The sequence below is a fragment of the Ferrimonas balearica genome, from assembly GCF_019802085.1.
Lineage (GTDB): Bacteria > Pseudomonadota > Gammaproteobacteria > Enterobacterales > Shewanellaceae > Ferrimonas > Ferrimonas balearica_B.
Map to the genome: position 1 here is coordinate 1 of NZ_JAHVHV010000008.1, position 18,117 is coordinate 18,117.

Below are 18,117 nucleotides of genomic sequence, written 5' to 3' on the forward strand. Positions count from 1 at the left end.
TGAGTGACGCCATGCGTCGTTCGCACCGAATAGTGCGGAGTGGTAGTTCAGTTGGTTAGAATACCGGCCTGTCACGCCGGGGGTCGCGGGTTCGAGTCCCGTCCACTCCGCCATTATTTGCATCAAGCCTGAGTCGAGAGACTCAGGCTTTTTTGCGTTTTGAGGCCTGGGCGGCTGAGCGTTTTGTGTCAGTGCGGTGCGAGCAAGCCGTCCCTGGTGCTCCCCTCCGCTCGGCGTCCTGCCTCGCGCTCAAGCGCTGCGTTGCTGCGAAACGGTCGCTCTCACCCATGCCTCCACCTCAGCGAACTGCGTAGCTGCGCTTCGGTTCCGCTTCGCCCGGCAATATTGCGGTAAATCCTGTCTGGCGCCTGGTTATCCGCTATTTCTCTGCGGCTCTTTATAAGAGACTATTTTAATTGGCTTTCTTCCAAGTGCTTTCCATAATTGGTGCGAGCCTTTCGGTCGGGTCGACAGGGCTCCTGGTGAAAATATGAGCTGGGCGGTCGATCTTGGCGGGCAGATTCATTAGACTGCGCCTTCTTTTTCAAACGGCGCTTAGCGTCAATCTTGGGTGAGCGGGTACTGTGCCTCTTTCTTTTACCTTCGATGCGGATCTTCGGGATCATCACACTTTCGGTGTTTCTGCCAAGGCCAAGGCCCTGGTGGAGGTCGACAGCGTGGCCGAACTGGCGCGCAGCTATCACGGTCCGCAGTGGCAGAACCTGCCCAAGCTGGTGGTGGGTGAGGGCAGCAATCTGCTGTTCACCGAAGACTTTGAGGGTCTGGTGATCCTAAATCGCATTCCCGGCCGTCAAGTTACCGAGTCCAGTGACGCCTATCATCTGCGCCTGGGCGCCGGAGAGAACTGGCATCAGGTTGTCGCCTGGTCTCTCGCGCAGGGGATGCCTGGGTTGGAAAACCTGGCACTCATTCCCGGCACCGTCGGTGCCGCACCGGTGCAAAATATTGGAGCCTATGGTGTCGAGCTTTGCGATCTGTGCGAGTACGTGGAGTACTGGGACTGCGTCAGCGGCGAGGTGATGCGTTTGGATGCCCACCAGTGCCACTTTGGGTACCGGGACTCCATCTTTAAAGGCGAGCTTAAAGGGAGGGCCATTGTCGTGGCCGTAGGCCTTAAGCTCACCAAAGCCTGGCAGCCTGTCATCGGTTACGGCCCCTTGGCAAAATTGGGCACCGATGCCACCCCTTCGGCCATCTTTGACGCCGTGTGCTCGCTGCGCTCTGCCAAACTGCCCGACCCGACCCGGGTGGGTAATGCGGGCAGCTTTTTTAAGAACCCGGTGGTGCCGACGCCTCGGTTCGAAGCGCTGCGTCAACGTTACCCCACCATGCCCAGTTACCCGGCGGGGCCGGAACACACCAAGATCCCCGCCGGCTGGCTTATCGATCAGGCGGGACTGAAGGGCTACCGGCTGGGCGATGCCGCGGTGCACACCGAGCAGGCGCTGGTGCTGGTCAACAAAGACCGGGCCAGTGGCCAGGACGTAACCGCCCTGGCGCGCCACGTAGTGCAAACGGTGTCCGACCGCTACGGCGTCGAGCTGGAGCCCGAGGTGCGCATTCTCGATCGCGACGGGGCGCTGTGCTGGTAACCCATGCTGACCCCGATTCGACAAGACCTCATTACCCTGCTGGCCGATGGCCAGTTTCATTCCGGCGCGCAGCTGGCCCAGGACCTGGGCGTCAGCCGTGCCGCCATCCATAACCACATCGAGTCGCTCGAGGCTCTGGGACTGGACCTGTTCCGGGTCAAGGGCAAGGGCTATCGCCTCGCTCGCCCTCTGAGCCTGCTGGACCCGGAGACCCTGGGGGCCAGCGCACGTCCTGCCCCCCTTCATCTGTTTTGGCAGCTGGAGTCCACCAACGGATTTTTGCTCGAGCGGACTCGTCACTGCCGAAATGGCGAAGCCTGCCTGGCAGAGCTGCAAACCGGTGGCCGGGGGCGTCGTGGGCGCACCTGGGTGTCGCCGGTGGCCTCCCACCTCTACCTCTCCTACTTCTGGCGCCTGGAGCAGGGCCTCAGTGCCACCGGAGGCTTGAGCCTGGCAGTGGGGGTCATGCTGGCCGACGCGCTCCATTCGATGGGGGTCGATGATCTTTCCCTAAAGTGGCCCAACGACCTCTACCTGTCCGGACGCAAGTTGGCGGGTGTTCTGGTGGAGATCTCCGGACAACAGGGGGAGGCCTGCGACCTGGTCATCGGCTGTGGCATCAACGTGGCCATGCCAGAGAGGGTGGCGGCGCAGATCGACCAACCCTGGGCTGATCTCAGTGAGCAGCTCGATGGGGTAGACCGAAATCAGCTGGCCCGCGCCGTACTTCAGAGTCTGGATAGTGGCATGGCGCTGTTCGAACAGGAGGGGCTGTCGCCCTTTGTGGACCGTTGGAAGGCCCTGGACCGTTTCGCCAATCAGCCGGTCAGGCTGGTGCTGGGCAAACGTGAGGAGCGGGGAATAGCGCGAGGCATCGATGAGCAGGGCCACCTGCTGCTGGCGCTGCCCGATGGCAGCTTGAAGCGTTTTGCCGGCGGTGAGCTGAGCCTGCGCCCCGGGGATTAACCCCGCAGACGAACCTGCTCAATCCGGTGCTGCTCCCCTTTGCCCAGAATGAGGTTGGCCCGCTCGCGAGTGGGGAGGATGTTCTGGTTCAAGTTGGGCCCGTTGATCGCCTCCCAAATCTTGCTCGCGGTCTTGCGGGCCTCCCCCTCGCTCAACTTGGCGTAGTGGTGGAAGTAGGAGTTGGGATCGCGAAAGGCGCCGTCCCGGAAACTCAGGAAGCGGTCGACGTACCAGGTTTTCAGCAGATCCTCCTCGGCATCGACGTAGATGGAGAAATCCACGTAGTCGGAGACGAAGGAGCGGTTGGCGTTGTCCGGGTAGTCCATGCCGCTTTGCAGGACATTGAGCCCCTCCAGTATCAGGATGTCCGGGGAGTGGATCTCCTGCTGGGCATTGGGGATGCGGTCGTAGCTCAGGTGGGAGTATAGCGGCGCGGCGGTGCGTTCACCGGATTTCACGTCACGGACAAACTCCAGCAGCATCCGGCTGTCGTAGCTCTCCGGGAACCCTTTGCGTCTGAGCAGGTCGCGCTTTTGCAGCTCCTCCAGTGGGTAGAGAAAGCCATCGGTGGTGACCAATTCCACCTGGGGGTGTTCGGGCCAGCGCTGTAGCAGGGCCTGGAGGATCCGGGCGGTGGTGCTTTTGCCCACGGCCACGGAACCGGCCACGCTGATGATGTAGGGCCCGCGTGAGGGGCGGCGACCGAGAAACTGCTGGAGCACGTCGCCCCGGCGCTGACTGGAGTGCACATACAGGTTCAGCAGTCGCGACAAGGGCAGGTAGATCGCCTCCACCTCTTCCAAAGAGACACTCTCATTGATACCCCGAAGCCGCACGAGTTCCTCTTCGCTTAATGGCAGAGGGACGGCGTCCCGCAGGGCCGCCCATTGTGCGCGGGTAAAGGCCTGGAAGGCGCCCTGTTTGTCTTGCTGGTTCAAAGGTATCTTTTCTCCATGGGGTGCGACGGCGACCATACCCTATGCACACCCAAAGGTACAGCGCCCAAATGCGCTTCACTGGGCGCGGGTGGGCCCGTGGCAAGTGCCCCTTCAGGCTGGTTAAAAGCTGGTCATTCGGCGATGGCGGTCGTTTTTTTTTGAAAATCCTATTGCGCTGATTCGGGCGTTTTCCTATTATGCGCACCGCACATTGGTGCAGTGCCGGCATAGCTCAGTTGGTAGAGCAACTGACTTGTAATCAGTAGGTCCCGAGTTCGACTCTTGGTGCCGGCACCATCTGGAGGGGTTCCCGAGTGGCCAAAGGGATCAGACTGTAAATCTGACGGCTCCGCCTTCGTAGGTTCGAATCCTACCCCCTCCACCACTTTCTCCTTGGCAGACTGCCCGAGGGAAAATGCGGGCATCGTATAATGGCTATTACCCTAGCCTTCCAAGCTAGAGATGCGGGTTCGATTCCCGCTGCCCGCTCCAAAATGATGTGCTGATATAGCTCAGTTGGTAGAGCGCACCCTTGGTAAGGGTGAGGTCCCCAGTTCAAATCTGGGTATCAGCACCACCTTTCTCTCGCATCACGCCAAATTTTCCTTGTTATACTCAATTTCCGAGTCTACTAAGCCCCGGGGCTGAGCCCATTTCGTTTGGATCGAGGCAACACCATGTCTAAAGAAAAGTTTGAACGTACAAAACCCCACGTTAACGTTGGTACCATCGGCCACGTTGACCACGGTAAAACCACTCTGACTGCTGCTATCACCAACGTGCTGGCCAAGCACATGGGTGGTGAGGCCAAGGCTTTCGACCAGATCGATAACGCTCCGGAAGAGCGCGAGCGTGGTATCACCATCGCCGCTTCTCACGTTGAGTACGACACTGAGATCCGTCACTACGCTCACGTAGACTGCCCCGGCCACGCTGACTACGTAAAGAACATGATCACCGGTGCTGCTCAGATGGACGGCGCGATCCTGGTAGTAGCTGCTACCGACGGTCCGATGCCCCAGACCCGTGAGCACATCCTGCTGTCCCGTCAGGTTGGCGTACCGTACATCATCGTGTTCATGAACAAGTGCGACATGGTTGATGACGAAGAGCTGCTCGAGCTGGTAGAGATGGAAGTGCGTGAGCTGCTGTCCGAGTACGACTTCCCGGGCGACGACACTCCGGTCATCCAGGGTTCCGCTCTGAAAGCACTGGAAGGCGACGCCGACTGGGAGAAGAAGATCCTGGAGCTGGCCGAAGCCCTGGACACCTACATCCCGGAGCCGGAGCGTGCCATCGACGGTGCCTTCATCCTGCCGATCGAAGACGTATTCTCCATCCAGGGTCGTGGTACCGTTGTTACCGGTCGTGTAGAGCGCGGCATCATCAAGGTTGGTGATGAAGTGGAAATCGTGGGCATCAAAGAGACCCAGAAGACTACCTGTACTGGTGTAGAGATGTTCCGCAAGCTGCTGGACGAAGGCCGTGCAGGTGAGAACTGTGGTGTTCTGCTGCGTGGTACCAAGCGTGAGGAAGTTGAGCGTGGTCAGGTTCTGGCTGCTCCGGGTTCCATCACCCCGCACACCAAGTTCACCTCTGAGGTTTACGTACTGTCCAAAGAAGAAGGTGGTCGTCACACCCCGTTCTTCAAAGGCTACCGTCCTCAGTTCTACTTCCGTACCACCGACATCACTGGCACCATCGAGCTGCCGGAAGGTGTTGAGATGGTAATGCCGGGTGACAACATTCAGATGACTGTTACCCTGATCGCGCCGATCGCGATGGAAGAAGGCCTGCGTTTCGCTATCCGTGAGGGTGGCCGTACCGTAGGTGCTGGTGTTGTTGCCACCATCGTTGAGTAATCAACAATAGCGACAGTATTCGAAAAAGGACGCCTTCTGGCGTCCTTTTTGCATTTCCCCCGGGTTGTCATCTTGTCACCGGTGGTGAGAATGCATAGAATCTAGGGCTGCTTTTTTGCCGGTGGATGGCCCAACAGAGGCGGTCCAACATTCAGCTGCCGGCCCACAACGGCATTCGGTGACAAAAACCGGGTGCGACAGACTCGAATACGGGATTGTAGTAATGAGTACCAATACTGAAAACCAAGGCAGCTCCATGGATACACTGAAATGGGGTTTGGTGGCGTTGATTCTTGCGGCTGCCGTGGTTGGCAACCACTATTTCAGTGCGGAATCCGTTCTGATCCGCGCGATCGGCGTGGTAGTGGCCATCGTTATCGCCCTCTTTGTTGCTGCCCAGACTGAAAAGGGCAAGGCGGGCTGGGCCTTTGCCCAAGAGTCCCGTATGGAAGTGCGTAAGGTGGTCTGGCCGACTCGCCAGGAAACCGTGCAGACCACGCTGATCGTGTTTGCCGCCACCGCCATTGTGGCGTTCTTCCTCTGGCTGCTGGACATGGGCCTGGTGTGGATCGTCAATCTGATTACAGGGGTATAACCGAATGTCTGAGCAACCGAAAATGCGCTGGTATGTGGTCCAGGCTTTCTCCGGTTTTGAGGCGCGCGTAGCCCAATCCCTGAAAGAGCACATCCAGATGCACGCGATGGAAGAGTTCTTTGGCGAGGTGCTGGTGCCCACCGAAGAGGTGGTCGAGATGCGCGCCGGTCAGCGTCGCAAGAGCGAGCGCAAGTTCTTCCCCGGTTACGTGCTGGTGCAGATGGTCATGAACGACCAGTCCTGGCACCTGGTGCGTAACGTGCCTCGCGTGATGGGCTTTATCGGCGGCACCTCCGACCGTCCGGCCCCGATCACCGAAAAAGAGGCCAACGCCATTCTCAACCGTCTGCAGGAGTCCACCGAGTCTCCGCGCCATCGCACCCTGTTCGAGCCGGGTGAAGTGGTTCGCGTCAACGACGGTCCCTTTGCCGACTTCAACGGCACCGTCGAAGAGGTGGATTACGAGAAGAGCCGCGTGAAGGTGTCGGTGATGATCTTCGGTCGTTCCACCCCGGTGGAGCTGGACTTCGGTCAGGTCGAAAAGAGCTGATCAAAAGATCACCACAAAACGTTTGTCCTGGTGCGGCGAATTTGTCTATAATTCGCCGCCCCTTTTTTCCCGGGGAGCTGAACCTCGCGTTCGGCGCTTGAACCCAAGTAGAGGTATTTACCATGGCTAAGAAAGTCCAAGCATATATCAAGCTGCAGGTTGCAGCTGGTTCTGCTAACCCGTCCCCGCCGGTTGGTCCGGCTCTGGGTCAGCACGGTGTGAACATCATGGAATTCTGTAAGGCGTTTAACGCTCGTACAGACAAGGTAGAGAAAGGTCTGCCGATCCCGGTTGTTATCACTGTATACGCCGACCGTTCCTTCACTTTCGTTACCAAGACTCCGCCGGCTTCCGTTCTGCTGAAGAAAGCTGCTGGCCTGAAGTCCGGTTCCAGCCGTCCGAACACTGAGAAGGTGGGTACTGTCACCATGGCTCAGGTTAAAGAGATCGCTGAAACCAAGGCTGCCGACATGACTGGTGCCGACATTGACGCGATGGCTCGTTCCATTGCTGGTACTGCCCGTTCCATGGGCCTGGTAGTGGAGGACTAATCGATGGCTAAGATTTCTAAGCGCATGCGCATAATCCGCGAGAAGGTTGATGCCACTCGCGAGTACGAGATCAACGAAGCTGTAACTCTGCTCAAGGAACTGGCCACCGCCAAGTTCGTTGAGTCCGTAGACGTTGCTGTAAACCTGGGTGTTGACCCGCGTAAATCCGACCAGAACGTGCGTGGCGCCACCGTGCTGCCTCACGGTACTGGCCGTGACGTTCGCGTTGCCGTGTTCACTCAGGGTGCCAACGCCGATGCCGCCAAAGAAGCTGGTGCTGACCTGGTAGGCATGGACGAGCTGGCCGCTCAGGTGAAAGCCGGTGAGATGAACTTCGACGTGGTTATCGCTTCCCCGGATGCGATGCGCGTTGTGGGTCAGCTGGGCCAGATCCTGGGTCCCCGTGGCCTGATGCCGAACCCGAAGACCGGTACTGTTACCCCGAACGTTGCCGAGGCGGTTAAGAACGCCAAGGCCGGTCAGGTACGCTACCGCAACGACAAGAACGGTATCATCCACACCACCATCGGTAAGGTTGACTTCGACGCTGACAAGCTGAAAGAAAACCTGGAATCCCTGCTGGTAGCGCTGAAGAAGGCCAAGCCTGCTTCCGCCAAAGGCACCTTCATCAAGAAAGTGTCCATCTCTACCACCATGGGTGCCGGTGTTGCGGTTGACCAGGCCAGCCTGGAAACCCAAGCCTAATTTGCAGGGCGCCAAATTATCTGTATAATTTTGCGCCCTGAGGTCGAAGCCCGTGACTCACGAAGCGGGCTTTCGTCCAAGACCGCAGGTGGGGCTCAAACCCCTTAATTTCCTGCGTAGACGGTGAAGGACCTGAGAAGATTTTTAATCTTCTGGAACTCCCAGCCGTATGGAATCCCCACTTTGTGGGGTTGTTAAGTTTCTAGGCGAAAGCCTAGGTGGAATCCAGGAGTGAAGCCCAATGGCATTAAACCTCGAAGGCAAGAAAGCAATTGTTGCTGAGGTCAATGAAGTTGCCAAAGGTGCTCTGTCTGCTGTTGTCGCCGATGCACGTGGCGTCACCGTAGGCAAGATGGCCGCTCTGCGTAAGCAAGCTCGTGAAGCCGGTATCGTTATGCGCGTTGTGCGTAACACTCTGGCCAAGCGCGCTGTTGAAGGTACCTCTTACGAGTGCCTGAGCGACGCATTTGCAGGTCCGACCCTGATCGCCTTCTCCGTAGAGCACCCCGGTGCCGCGGCGCGTCTGTTTAAAGACTTCGCCAAGGAAGAAGAAGCGTTCGAGGTCAAAGCACTGGCGTACGAAGGGGAACTGATCCCTGCCGAGCAAATTGACCGTCTGGCTAAGCTGCCGACCTACGACGAAGCGATTGCACAGCTGATGATGACCATGAAGGAAGCATCTGCTGGCAAGCTGGTACGTACCCTGGCTGCTCTGCGCGACCAAAAAGAAGAGCAAGCTGCCTAATTCTGTTGGCCGCTTAACCTTTTACAGTAATTTTTAGGATTGTTAGTAATGTCTATCACTAAAGACCAAATCATCGAAGCCGTTGCAGAAATGTCTGTAATGGACGTTGTTGAACTGATCGAAGCTATGGAAGAGAAGTTCGGTGTATCTGCTGCTGCTGCTGTTGTAGCTGGTGGTGCTGGCGACGCCGGCGCTGCTGAAGAGCAGACCGAATTCGACGTAGTACTGAAGGGCGCTGGCTCCAACAAGGTTGGTGCTATTAAGGCCGTTCGTGGCGCTACCGGTCTGGGCCTGAAAGAAGCCAAGGCTCTGGTAGAGTCTGCTCCGGCTGCCATCAAAGAAGGTCTGTCTAAAGAAGAAGCTGAAGCTCTGAAGAAAGACCTGGAAGAAGCCGGCTGCGAAGTTGAGCTCAAGTAAGCTATCCTATAGCTTATTGACCTGAGTAATCAGGTTGGGCTGGTGGTTATTTGACCACCGGCCCTTTTGCGCTATAAGCGCAAGCAAGCCCCTCGCGGGGTTTGCCCCCCTCTTGGAACGCGGGCCTGGCAGAGATTATTGGTTGGGTTCTTGCGCATAATAGGACGAAATGCCTCCCTCGGAGCGCATTTTGGATCTTCAATCACGAGCAGAGGAACCACATGGTTTACTCCGATTTCGAGAAAAAACGCATCCGCAAGGATTTTGGTAAGCGTCCCAAGGTGCTGGACGTTCCTTACCTGCTTTCGATCCAGCTGGACTCGTTCCAAAATTTCCTAGAGCAGGATCCGGAAGGCGAGCGTGGCCTGGAAGCGGCCTTCCGCAGTGTCTTTCCGATCAAAAGCTTCTCCGGTTACTCCGAACTGCAGTACGTCAGCTATAAGCTGGGCGAGCCGGTATTTGACGTCAAAGAGTGTCAGATCCGCGGTGTAACCTATTCCGCTCCCCTGCGCGTTAAGCTGCGCATGGTACTGATGGACAAAGAGGCCGGTGGCGCCGTCAAGGACATCAAGGAGCAGGAAGTGTACATGGGCGACATTCCGCTCATGACCGAAAACGGTACCTTCGTGATCAACGGTACCGAGCGTGTGATCGTTTCCCAGCTGCACCGCAGCCCGGGTGTCTTCTTCGATCACGACAAGGGCAAGACCCACTCCTCCGGCAAGGTTCTCTACAACGCGCGGGTGATCCCCTACCGTGGCTCCTGGCTGGACTTCGAATTCGATCCCAAGGACAACCTCTTTGTCCGTATCGACCGTCGTCGTAAGCTGCCCGCTTCCATCATCCTGCGTGCCCTGAGTTACTCCACTCAGGAGATCCTGGATCTGTTCTTCGAGAAGGTGCATTTCCACCTGAAGAAAGAGAAGCTGGTGATGGACCTGGTGCCCGAGCGTCTGCGCGGTGAAACCGCCCTGTTCGACATCAAGGACAACGACGGCAACATCATCGTCGAGAAGGGCCGTCGTGTGACCGCCCGCCACATCCGCCAGTTCGAAAAAGGCGATGTGACTCAGCTGGAAGTGCCGGTTGAGTACCTGGTGGGCAAGGTATCCGCCAAGGACTACATCGACGAGGCCACCGGTGAAGTGGTGGTGGCTGCCAACCAGGAGATGTCCCTGGAAGACGTGGCCAAGCTGTCTCAGGCCGGCGTCAAGGCCTTCGACACCCTGTACACCAACGATCTGGACCACGGTCCCTACATCTCCACCACTCTGCAGGTCGATTCCACCTCCGACCGGATGGAAGCCCTGGTTGAGATCTACCGCATGATGCGCCCGGGCGAGCCGCCGACCCGCGAAGCCGCCGAGGCGCTGTTCGAGAACCTGTTCTTCTCTGAAGATCGTTACGACCTGTCCACCGTTGGCCGGATGAAGTTCAACCGTCGTCTGGGCCGTGGTGAGTCCACCGGCGTTGGCATCCTGACCAAGGAAGACATCGTCGAGGTGATGCGCAAGATCATCGAGATCCGCAACGGCGGTGACGAGGTCGACGACATCGATCACCTGGGCAACCGTCGTATCCGTTCCGTCGGTGAGATGGCCGAGAACCAGTTCCGCGTGGGCCTGGTACGGGTAGAGCGCGCCGTGCGCGAGCGTCTGTCCCTGGGCGATCTGGACAACCTGATGCCTCAGGACCTGATCAACGCCAAGCCGATCTCCGCCGCGGTGAAGGAGTTCTTCGGCTCCTCCCAGCTGTCCCAGTTTATGGATCAGAACAACCCGCTGTCCGAAGTGACCCACAAGCGCCGGATCTCCGCGCTGGGCCCGGGCGGTCTGACCCGTGAGCGTGCTGGCTTCGAGGTGCGAGACGTACACCCGACCCACTACGGTCGTCTGTGTCCCATCGAGACCCCTGAAGGTCCGAACATCGGTCTGATCAACTCCCTGTCCACCTTTGCTCGCACCAACGAGTACGGTTTCCTGGAAACCCCCTACCGTCGCGTAGTGGATGGCAAGGTGACCGAAGAGGTGGATTACCTGTCCGCCATCGAGGAAGGTCACTTCGTGATCGCCCAGGCCAACGCCCAGATCGACGACGACGGTAACCTGATCGACGAACTGGTGGCGGCGCGTCATAAGAGCGAGTCCACCTTCGTGACCACCGATCAGGTGCAGTACATGGACGTCTCCCCGCAGCAGATCATCTCTGTGGCCGCGTCCCTGATCCCCTTCCTCGAGCACGACGATGCGAACCGCGCCCTGATGGGTGCGAACATGCAGCGTCAGGCGGTGCCGACCCTGAAGGCGGACAAGCCGCTGGTGGGTACCGGCATTGAGCGTGCCGTGGCCGTGGACTCCGGTGTGACCGTGGTGGCCAAGCGTGGCGGTGTGGTGGACTACGTGGACGCCTCCCGCATCGTGATCAAGGTCAACGAAGATGAGCTGATGGCCGGTGAAGCCGGTATCGACATCTACAACCTGACCAAGTACACCCGCTCTAACCAGAACACCTGCATCAACCAGCGTCCGGTGTGTGCCATCGGCGAGCCGGTAACCCGCGGTGACGTACTGGCCGACGGCCCGTCCACCGACCTGGGTGACCTGGCCCTGGGTCAGAACCTGCGCGTCGCGTTCATGACCTGGAACGGTTACAACTTTGAGGATTCCATCCTGCTGTCCGAGCGTGTGGTTCAGGAAGATCGCCTGACCACCATCCACATCCAGGAACTGTCCTGTATTGCTCGTGACACCAAGCTGGGTCCGGAAGAGATCACCGCCGACATCCCCAACGTGGGTGAGTCTGCGCTGTCCAAGCTGGATGAGTCCGGCATCGTGTACGTGGGCGCCGAGATGAAGCCCGGCGACATCCTGGTCGGTAAGGTGACCCCGAAAGGCGAAACCCAGCTGACTCCGGAAGAGAAGCTGCTGCGCGCCATCTTCGGTGAGAAGGCCTCCGACGTGAAGGACTCCTCCCTGCGCGTACCCAACGGCGTCTACGGCACCGTTATCGACGTTCAGGTGTTCACCCGTGACGGCGTCGAGAAAGACAAGCGCGCCGTCGACATCGAGAACATGCAGCTGCGTGATGCCAAGAAGGATCTGACCGAAGAGTTCAGCATCCTGGAAAACGGCATCTACGACCGTGCCCGCACTCTGCTGCTGGGCGCCGGCGTCACCGAGGCTCAGCTGAACAAGCTGGGTCGCGAAAAGTGGCTGGAGCAGCCGCTGGACGACGAAGGCAAGCAGACCGAGCTGGAGCAGCTGGCTGACCAGTACGAAGAGCTGAAAGCCGAGTTCGACAAGAAGTTCGAAATCAAGCGCCGCAAGATCACCCAGGGCGATGACCTGGCTCCGGGTGTCCTGAAGATCGTCAAGGTGTACCTGGCGGTTAAGCGTCGCATTCAGCCCGGCGATAAGATGGCCGGTCGTCACGGGAACAAAGGTGTAATCTCCACCATCGTTCCGGTGGAAGACATGCCGCACGACGAGAACGGTCAACCGGTGGACATCGTACTGAACCCGCTGGGTGTACCGTCCCGTATGAACATCGGTCAGATCCTCGAAGTGCACCTGGGCATGGCGGCCAAGGGCATCGGTGACAAGATCAACGCCATGCTGGAGCAGCAGCGCAAGGTTGAGGAACTGCGTGAGTTCATGCAGAAGGCCTACGACCTGGGCGACACCCAGCAGAAAGTGGATCTGACCACCTTCTCTGACGCCGAAGTGCTGCGCCTGGCGGACAACCTCAAAGGCGGTCTGCCAGTAGCCACTCCGGCCTTCGACGGTGCCGCTGAGGCGGAGATCAAGGAGATGCTGCGCCTGGGCGACCTGCCGGATTCCGGTCAGTTCACCCTGTACGATGGCCGCACTGGCAACGCCTTCGAGCGTCCGGTGACTGTCGGCTACATGTACATGCTCAAGCTGAACCACCTGGTTGACGACAAGATGCACGCCCGTTCCACCGGTTCCTACAGCCTGGTTACTCAGCAGCCGCTGGGTGGTAAGGCTCAGTTCGGTGGTCAGCGTTTCGGTGAGATGGAAGTGTGGGCCCTGCAGGCCTACGGCGCCGCCTACACCCTGCAGGAGATGCTTACCGTCAAGTCTGATGACGTCAACGGCCGTACCCAGATGTACAAGAACATCGTGGACGGTAACTACCAGATGTTGCCTGGCATGCCTGAATCCTTCAACGTGGTGCTCAAGGAGATCCGTTCTCTGGGCATCAACATCGAATTGGATCAGGACTAAGCCGTCCGCTGCATTGTTGCAGCCTGGTATCGGTCGAGTGCCCCGCTTGCGGGCGGGGCACACGGGTTAAAACCTCCATTTAGGAGACGATCGTGAAAGACTTACTTCAGTTTCTTAAGAAACAGAATGCGTCCGAAGAATTTAACGGCATCAAGATCGGCCTTGCGTCGCCGGACATGATCCGTAGCTGGTCTTTCGGTGAAGTGAAAAAGCCGGAAACCATCAACTACCGTACCTTCAAGCCCGAGCGCGATGGCCTGTTCTGTGCCCGCATCTTTGGCCCGGTGAAGGACTACGAGTGTTTGTGCGGTAAGTACAAGCGCCTGAAGCACCGCGGTGTGATCTGTGAGAAGTGTGGCGTTGAAGTGACCCAGACCAAAGTGCGTCGTGAGCGCATGGGTCACATCGAGCTGGCTTCTCCGGTGGCTCACATCTGGTTCCTGAAGTCCCTGCCCTCCCGCATCGGTCTGCTGCTGGACATGACCCTGCGTGACATCGAGCGCGTGCTCTACTTCGAAAGCTACGTGGTTATCGAGCCGGGCATGACCGCCCTGGAGCGTGGCCAGATGCTGACCGAAGAGGAGTACCTGGATGCCCTCGAGGAGCACGGTGACGAGTTCGACGCCCGCATGGGTGCCGAAGCGGTTCAGCAGCTGCTTAAAGACATCGATCTCGAGAGCGAGATCAACGTCATGCGTGAAGAGCTGCCGCAGACCAACTCCGAAACCAAGCGGAAGAAGCTGACTAAGCGTCTGAAGCTGATGGAAGCCTTCTACAACTCTGGCAACAAGCCGGAGTGGATGATCATGGGCGTTCTGCCTGTCCTGCCGCCGGACCTGCGTCCGCTGGTCCCGCTGGACGGTGGCCGTTTTGCCACCTCGGATCTGAACGATCTGTACCGCCGGGTGATCAACCGTAACAACCGTCTGAAGCGCCTGCTGGATCTGGCCGCTCCGGACATCATCGTCCGCAACGAAAAGCGGATGCTGCAGGAGTCCGTGGACGCTCTGCTGGACAACGGCCGCCGCGGTCGGGCCATCACCGGCTCCAACCGTCGTCCGCTGAAGTCCCTGGCCGACATGATCAAGGGTAAGCAGGGTCGATTCCGTCAGAACCTGCTGGGTAAGCGCGTGGACTACTCCGGTCGTTCCGTAATTACCGTGGGCCCGACCCTGCGCCTGCACCAGTGTGGTCTGCCCAAGAAGATGGCGCTTGAGCTGTTCAAGCCCTTCATCTACGGCAAGCTGGAAGCCCGTGGCCTGGCCACCACCATCAAAGCCGCCAAGAAGATGGTCGAGCGTGAGATGGGTGAGGTTTGGGACGTACTGGACGAAGTGATCCGGGAACACCCGGTACTGCTGAACCGGGCGCCGACCCTGCACCGTCTGGGTATCCAGGCGTTCGAGCCGGTGCTGATCGAAGGTAAAGCGATCCAGCTGCACCCCCTGGTGTGTGCGGCCTACAACGCCGACTTCGATGGTGACCAGATGGCGGTACACGTACCTCTGACTCTGGAAGCCCAGCTCGAAGCCCGTGCGCTGATGATGTCCACCAACAACATCCTGTCGCCCGCCTCCGGTGACCCCATCATCGTGCCTTCTCAGGACGTGGTACTGGGTCTGTACTACATGACCCGTGAGATGGTGAACGGCAAGGGTGAGGCCATGGTGCTCTCCTCCGTGGAAGAAGCGGAGAAGGTGTACCGGACCGGCGACGCCGAGCTGCACGCTCGCGTTAAGGTGCGCATCACCGACAGCTACAAGACCGAAGAGGGTGAGATCGTCGAGGAGTCCAAGATCGTCGACACCACCATCGGCCGTGCCATCCTGTCCATGATCCTGCCCAAGGGCCTGCCCTTCGAGCTGATCAACCAGGACATGGGTAAGAAGCCGATCTCCAAGGTGCTGAACAGCTGCTACCGGGTACTGGGTCTGAAGTCCACCGTGATCTTCGCCGACCAACTGATGTACACCGGTTTCCACTTCGCCACCGTTTCCGGCACCTCCGTGGGCATCAACGACATGGTGATCCCGGACGCCAAGAAAGAGATCGTGGCCGCAGCCGAAGAGGAAGTGGCGGAGATCTCCGAGCAGTTCCAGGCCGGTCTGGTGACCGCCGGTGAGCGCTACAACAAGGTGATCGACATCTGGGCCAGCGCCAACGAGAAAGTCTCCAAGGCGATGATGGAAAACCTCTCCACCGATACCGTGGTAAACCGCGACGGTGAAGACGAAGACCAGAAGTCCTTCAACAGCATCTACATGATGGCCGACTCCGGAGCCCGGGGTAGTGCCGCTCAGATCCGTCAGCTGGCGGGGATGCGGGGCCTGATGGCCAAGCCGGACGGCTCCATCATCGAGACCCCCATCGTGGCCAACTTCCGTGAAGGTCTGAACGTACAGCAGTACTTCATCTCGACTCACGGTGCCCGTAAGGGTCTGGCGGATACCGCACTGAAGACCGCGAACTCCGGTTACCTGACTCGCCGTCTGGTGGACGTGTCCCAGGATCTGGTGGTGGTAGAACCGGATTGTGGCAGCGAAGAGGGTCTGACCGTGAAGCCGCTCATCGAGGGTGGTGACGTGGTTGAGCCGCTGCGCGAGCGCGTTCTGGGCCGCGTGGTGGCCAAGGACGTGATCAAGCCCGGCACCGAAGACGAAGTGCTGCTGCCGCGCAACACCCTGATCGACGAGAAATGGTGTGACATCATCGAAGCCAACTCCGTCGATGAGATCGTGGTGCGCTCCGTGATCACCTGTAACACCGACTTCGGTGTCTGTGGTCACTGTTACGGCCGTGACCTGGCCCGAGGCCACATGGTGGCCGAAGGTGAGGCCATTGGTGTCGTGGCGGCTCAGTCCATCGGTGAACCCGGTACCCAGCTGACCATGCGGACCTTCCACATCGGTGGTGCGGCTTCCCGTGCCTCCGCGGAATCCAACGTTCAGATCAAGAACTCCGGTTCTCTGAAGCTGCAGAACGCCAAGTACGTGACCAACGCCGATGGCAAGATCGTGGTGACCTCCCGTTCCACCGAACTGGCGGTGATCGACGAGCTGGGCCGTGAGAAGGAGCGCTACAAGCTGCCTTACGGTGCCGTACTGGATAAGGCCGAAGGCGATGCCGTGGCCGCCGGTGACATCGTCGCCAACTGGGACCCGCACACGCACCCCATCATCACCGAGGTAGAGGGTCGCATTAAGTTCGTCGACATGATCGACGGCGTGACCATGACCAAGCAGACCGATGAACTGACCGGCCTGTCCAGCATCGTGGTGCTGGATGTGGCGCAGCGCGCCAGCGCCGGTAAGGACATGCGTCCGATGGTGAAGCTGGTGGACGCCTCCGGCAACGACATCCTGATCCCGGGCACCGAAGTGCCGGCACAGTACTTCCTGTCCGGTAACGCCATCGTGAGCCTGGAGGACGGTGCCGAAGTGAACGTCGGTGACGCCCTGGCCCGTATTCCTCAGGAATCCGGCGGTACCAAGGACATCACCGGTGGTCTGCCCCGCGTGGCCGACCTGTTCGAAGCCCGGAAGCCGAAAGAGCCGGCCATTCTGGCCGAGATCACCGGCACCATCTCCTTCGGTAAGGAGACCAAGGGCAAGCGCCGCTTGGTGATCACCCCGCACGACGGTGGTCAGCCTTACGAGGAGATGATTCCGAAGTGGCGTAACCTGAACGTGTTCGAAGGTGAAAAGGTTGAGAAGGGTGAAGTGATCGCTGACGGTCCGGAAGCGCCGCACGACATCCTGCGCCTGCGTGGCATCCACGCGGTGGCCAACTACATCGTCAACGAGGTCCAGGACGTTTACCGCCTGCAGGGTGTGAAGATCAACGATAAGCACATCGAGGTGGTGATCCGCCAGATGCTGCGTAAGTGCATCATCCTCAACGGTGGCGACTCCGAGTTCCTCGAAGGCGAGCAGGTTGAAGTGGCCCGCGTGCACCAGGCCAACCGCGACCTGGAGGCCGAAGGCAAACAGCCGGCGACCTTCGAGCGCGAACTGCTGGGCATCACCAAGGCCTCTCTGGCCACCGAGTCCTTCATCTCCGCGGCCTCCTTCCAGGAGACCACGCGAGTGCTGACCGACGCGGCCACTTACGGCAAGCGTGACGATCTGCGTGGCCTGAAGGAGAACGTGACTGTGGGTCGTCTGATCCCGGCCGGTACCGGCTACGCTTACCACCGTAAGCGTCAGCAGGAAGCCCAGGTGGAAGCCCCCACTGTGAGTGCCTCCGAGGCCGAGCAGAACCTGGCTGACCTGCTCAATGCCGCAGGCCCCGGCGAGCAGTAAACGGAAGCGAAATCCGTAAACAGGGGCGTCTTAGGACGCCCCTTTTTTTGTCTGGGACGAGAATGCGACCTAAGCCCCTTGGCTAATTCTTGACACCCACCTGGCAGGTGCTTAAAATTTCGCGTCCCCTCAATACGGGGATCGATTTTTCGCACCTGAAACTGAGTAGTTGAAGCTAATCAGGAGATATGAATGGCTACTGTTAACCAGCTGGTACGTAAGCCGCGCAAGGACAAGGTCAAAAAGACCAACGTTCCGGCGCTGGAAGCGTGCCCCCAAAAGCGTGGTGTTTGCACTCGCGTGTACACTACCACCCCGAAGAAGCCGAACTCCGCACTGCGTAAAGTGTGCCGTGTTCGTCTGACTAACGGTTTTGAAGTCACCTCCTACATCGGTGGTGAAGGTCACAACCTGCAGGAGCACTCCGTAGTGCTGATCCGCGGCGGTCGTGTAAAAGACCTGCCGGGTGTTCGCTACCACACTGTACGTGGTGCCCTGGATACCGCCGGTGTGAACGACCGTCGTCAAGGTCGTTCCAAGTACGGCGCCAAGCGTCCTAAGTCTTAATGGTTCTCCGTTAAGTAAGGCCAAGCACTTAAATCGTTCATCCTGTTTTGGATAAACCTG

The 18,117-nt window shown here is 58.9% G+C and carries 13 protein-coding genes and 5 tRNA genes; 17 read left to right on the forward strand and 1 reads right to left on the reverse strand.

Going from position 1 to position 18,117, the window contains the following annotated elements:
- Nucleotides 1-36 precede the first annotated feature (36 nt).
- The 3 genes from KUV81_RS19255 (at nt 37) to birA (ending at nt 2,579) form a co-directional block, all read left to right on the forward strand.
- Nucleotides 37-113, forward strand: a tRNA-Asp gene (locus KUV81_RS19255).
- A 471-nt stretch (nt 114-584) separates the two neighbouring features.
- Entirely contained in the window at nt 585-1,613 is a 1,029-nt protein-coding gene (murB, locus tag KUV81_RS19260; RefSeq protein ID WP_222545532.1) for a UDP-N-acetylmuramate dehydrogenase, read from the forward strand.
- 3 nt (nt 1,614-1,616) lie between these two features.
- Entirely contained in the window at nt 1,617-2,579 is a 963-nt protein-coding gene (gene birA / locus KUV81_RS19265; protein WP_222545533.1) for a bifunctional biotin--[acetyl-CoA-carboxylase] ligase/biotin operon repressor BirA, read from the forward strand.
- Here birA and coaA read toward each other — a convergent pair.
- Nucleotides 2,576-3,553: a type I pantothenate kinase gene (coaA, locus tag KUV81_RS19270; RefSeq protein ID WP_222545534.1), complete on the reverse strand. Its 978-nt coding sequence runs from the start codon at nt 3,551-3,553 to the stop codon at nt 2,576-2,578. The genes birA and coaA overlap by 4 nt on opposite strands.
- Before the next feature lie 185 nt (nt 3,554-3,738).
- Between coaA and KUV81_RS19275 the strand changes: the two genes are divergently transcribed.
- The 14 genes from KUV81_RS19275 to rpsL all read left to right on the forward strand — a co-directional run bounded on the left by KUV81_RS19275 (nt 3,739) and on the right by rpsL (nt 18,057).
- Nucleotides 3,739-3,814, forward strand: a tRNA-Thr gene (locus tag KUV81_RS19275).
- 3 nt (nt 3,815-3,817) lie between these two features.
- Nucleotides 3,818-3,902 (forward strand) — tRNA-Tyr (locus KUV81_RS19280).
- A gap of 32 nt (nt 3,903-3,934) precedes the next feature.
- Nucleotides 3,935-4,009, forward strand: a tRNA-Gly gene (locus tag KUV81_RS19285).
- A gap of 9 nt (nt 4,010-4,018) precedes the next feature.
- A tRNA-Thr gene (locus KUV81_RS19290) sits at nt 4,019-4,094 on the forward strand.
- 100 nt (nt 4,095-4,194) lie between these two features.
- The gene (gene tuf, locus KUV81_RS19295) at nt 4,195-5,379 is read left to right on the forward strand and encodes an elongation factor Tu (protein ID WP_222545535.1); all 1,185 of its coding nucleotides are present in this window, start codon (nt 4,195-4,197) and stop codon (nt 5,377-5,379) included.
- Between the two features lie 223 nt (nt 5,380-5,602).
- Complete coding sequence (gene secE / locus KUV81_RS19300; RefSeq protein ID WP_222545536.1) at nt 5,603-5,974, forward strand: preprotein translocase subunit SecE; 372 nt, start codon at nt 5,603-5,605, stop codon at nt 5,972-5,974.
- Nucleotides 5,975-5,978: 4 nt separating this feature from the next.
- The gene (gene nusG, locus KUV81_RS19305; RefSeq protein ID WP_222545537.1) at nt 5,979-6,524 is read left to right on the forward strand and encodes a transcription termination/antitermination protein NusG; all 546 of its coding nucleotides are present in this window, start codon (nt 5,979-5,981) and stop codon (nt 6,522-6,524) included.
- Nucleotides 6,525-6,646: 122 nt separating this feature from the next.
- Entirely contained in the window at nt 6,647-7,075 is a 429-nt protein-coding gene (gene rplK / locus KUV81_RS19310; protein WP_222545538.1) for a 50S ribosomal protein L11, read from the forward strand.
- Between the two features lie 3 nt (nt 7,076-7,078).
- Nucleotides 7,079-7,780 carry a 50S ribosomal protein L1 gene (rplA, locus tag KUV81_RS19315; protein ID WP_222545539.1) on the forward strand — a complete coding sequence of 234 codons (702 nt, stop codon included), beginning with the start codon at nt 7,079-7,081 and terminating at the stop codon, nt 7,778-7,780.
- Nucleotides 7,781-8,021: 241 nt separating this feature from the next.
- A complete protein-coding gene (gene rplJ / locus KUV81_RS19320) occupies nt 8,022-8,525 on the forward strand; it encodes a 50S ribosomal protein L10 (RefSeq protein WP_222545540.1) in 504 nt (167 codons plus the stop codon).
- A gap of 48 nt (nt 8,526-8,573) precedes the next feature.
- Nucleotides 8,574-8,942 (forward strand): 50S ribosomal protein L7/L12, encoded by a 369-nt coding sequence (rplL, locus tag KUV81_RS19325; RefSeq protein ID WP_222545541.1) that lies wholly within the window; start codon nt 8,574-8,576, stop codon nt 8,940-8,942.
- Between the two features lie 221 nt (nt 8,943-9,163).
- On the forward strand, nt 9,164-13,189 hold the full coding sequence (gene rpoB, locus KUV81_RS19330) for a DNA-directed RNA polymerase subunit beta (protein ID WP_222545542.1): 4,026 nt from the start codon (nt 9,164-9,166) through the stop codon (nt 13,187-13,189).
- A gap of 92 nt (nt 13,190-13,281) precedes the next feature.
- On the forward strand, nt 13,282-17,490 hold the full coding sequence (gene rpoC / locus KUV81_RS19335; RefSeq protein ID WP_222545543.1) for a DNA-directed RNA polymerase subunit beta': 4,209 nt from the start codon (nt 13,282-13,284) through the stop codon (nt 17,488-17,490).
- 192 nt (nt 17,491-17,682) lie between these two features.
- The gene (gene rpsL, locus KUV81_RS19340; protein ID WP_013343773.1) at nt 17,683-18,057 is read left to right on the forward strand and encodes a 30S ribosomal protein S12; all 375 of its coding nucleotides are present in this window, start codon (nt 17,683-17,685) and stop codon (nt 18,055-18,057) included.
- Nucleotides 18,058-18,117 lie beyond the last annotated feature (60 nt).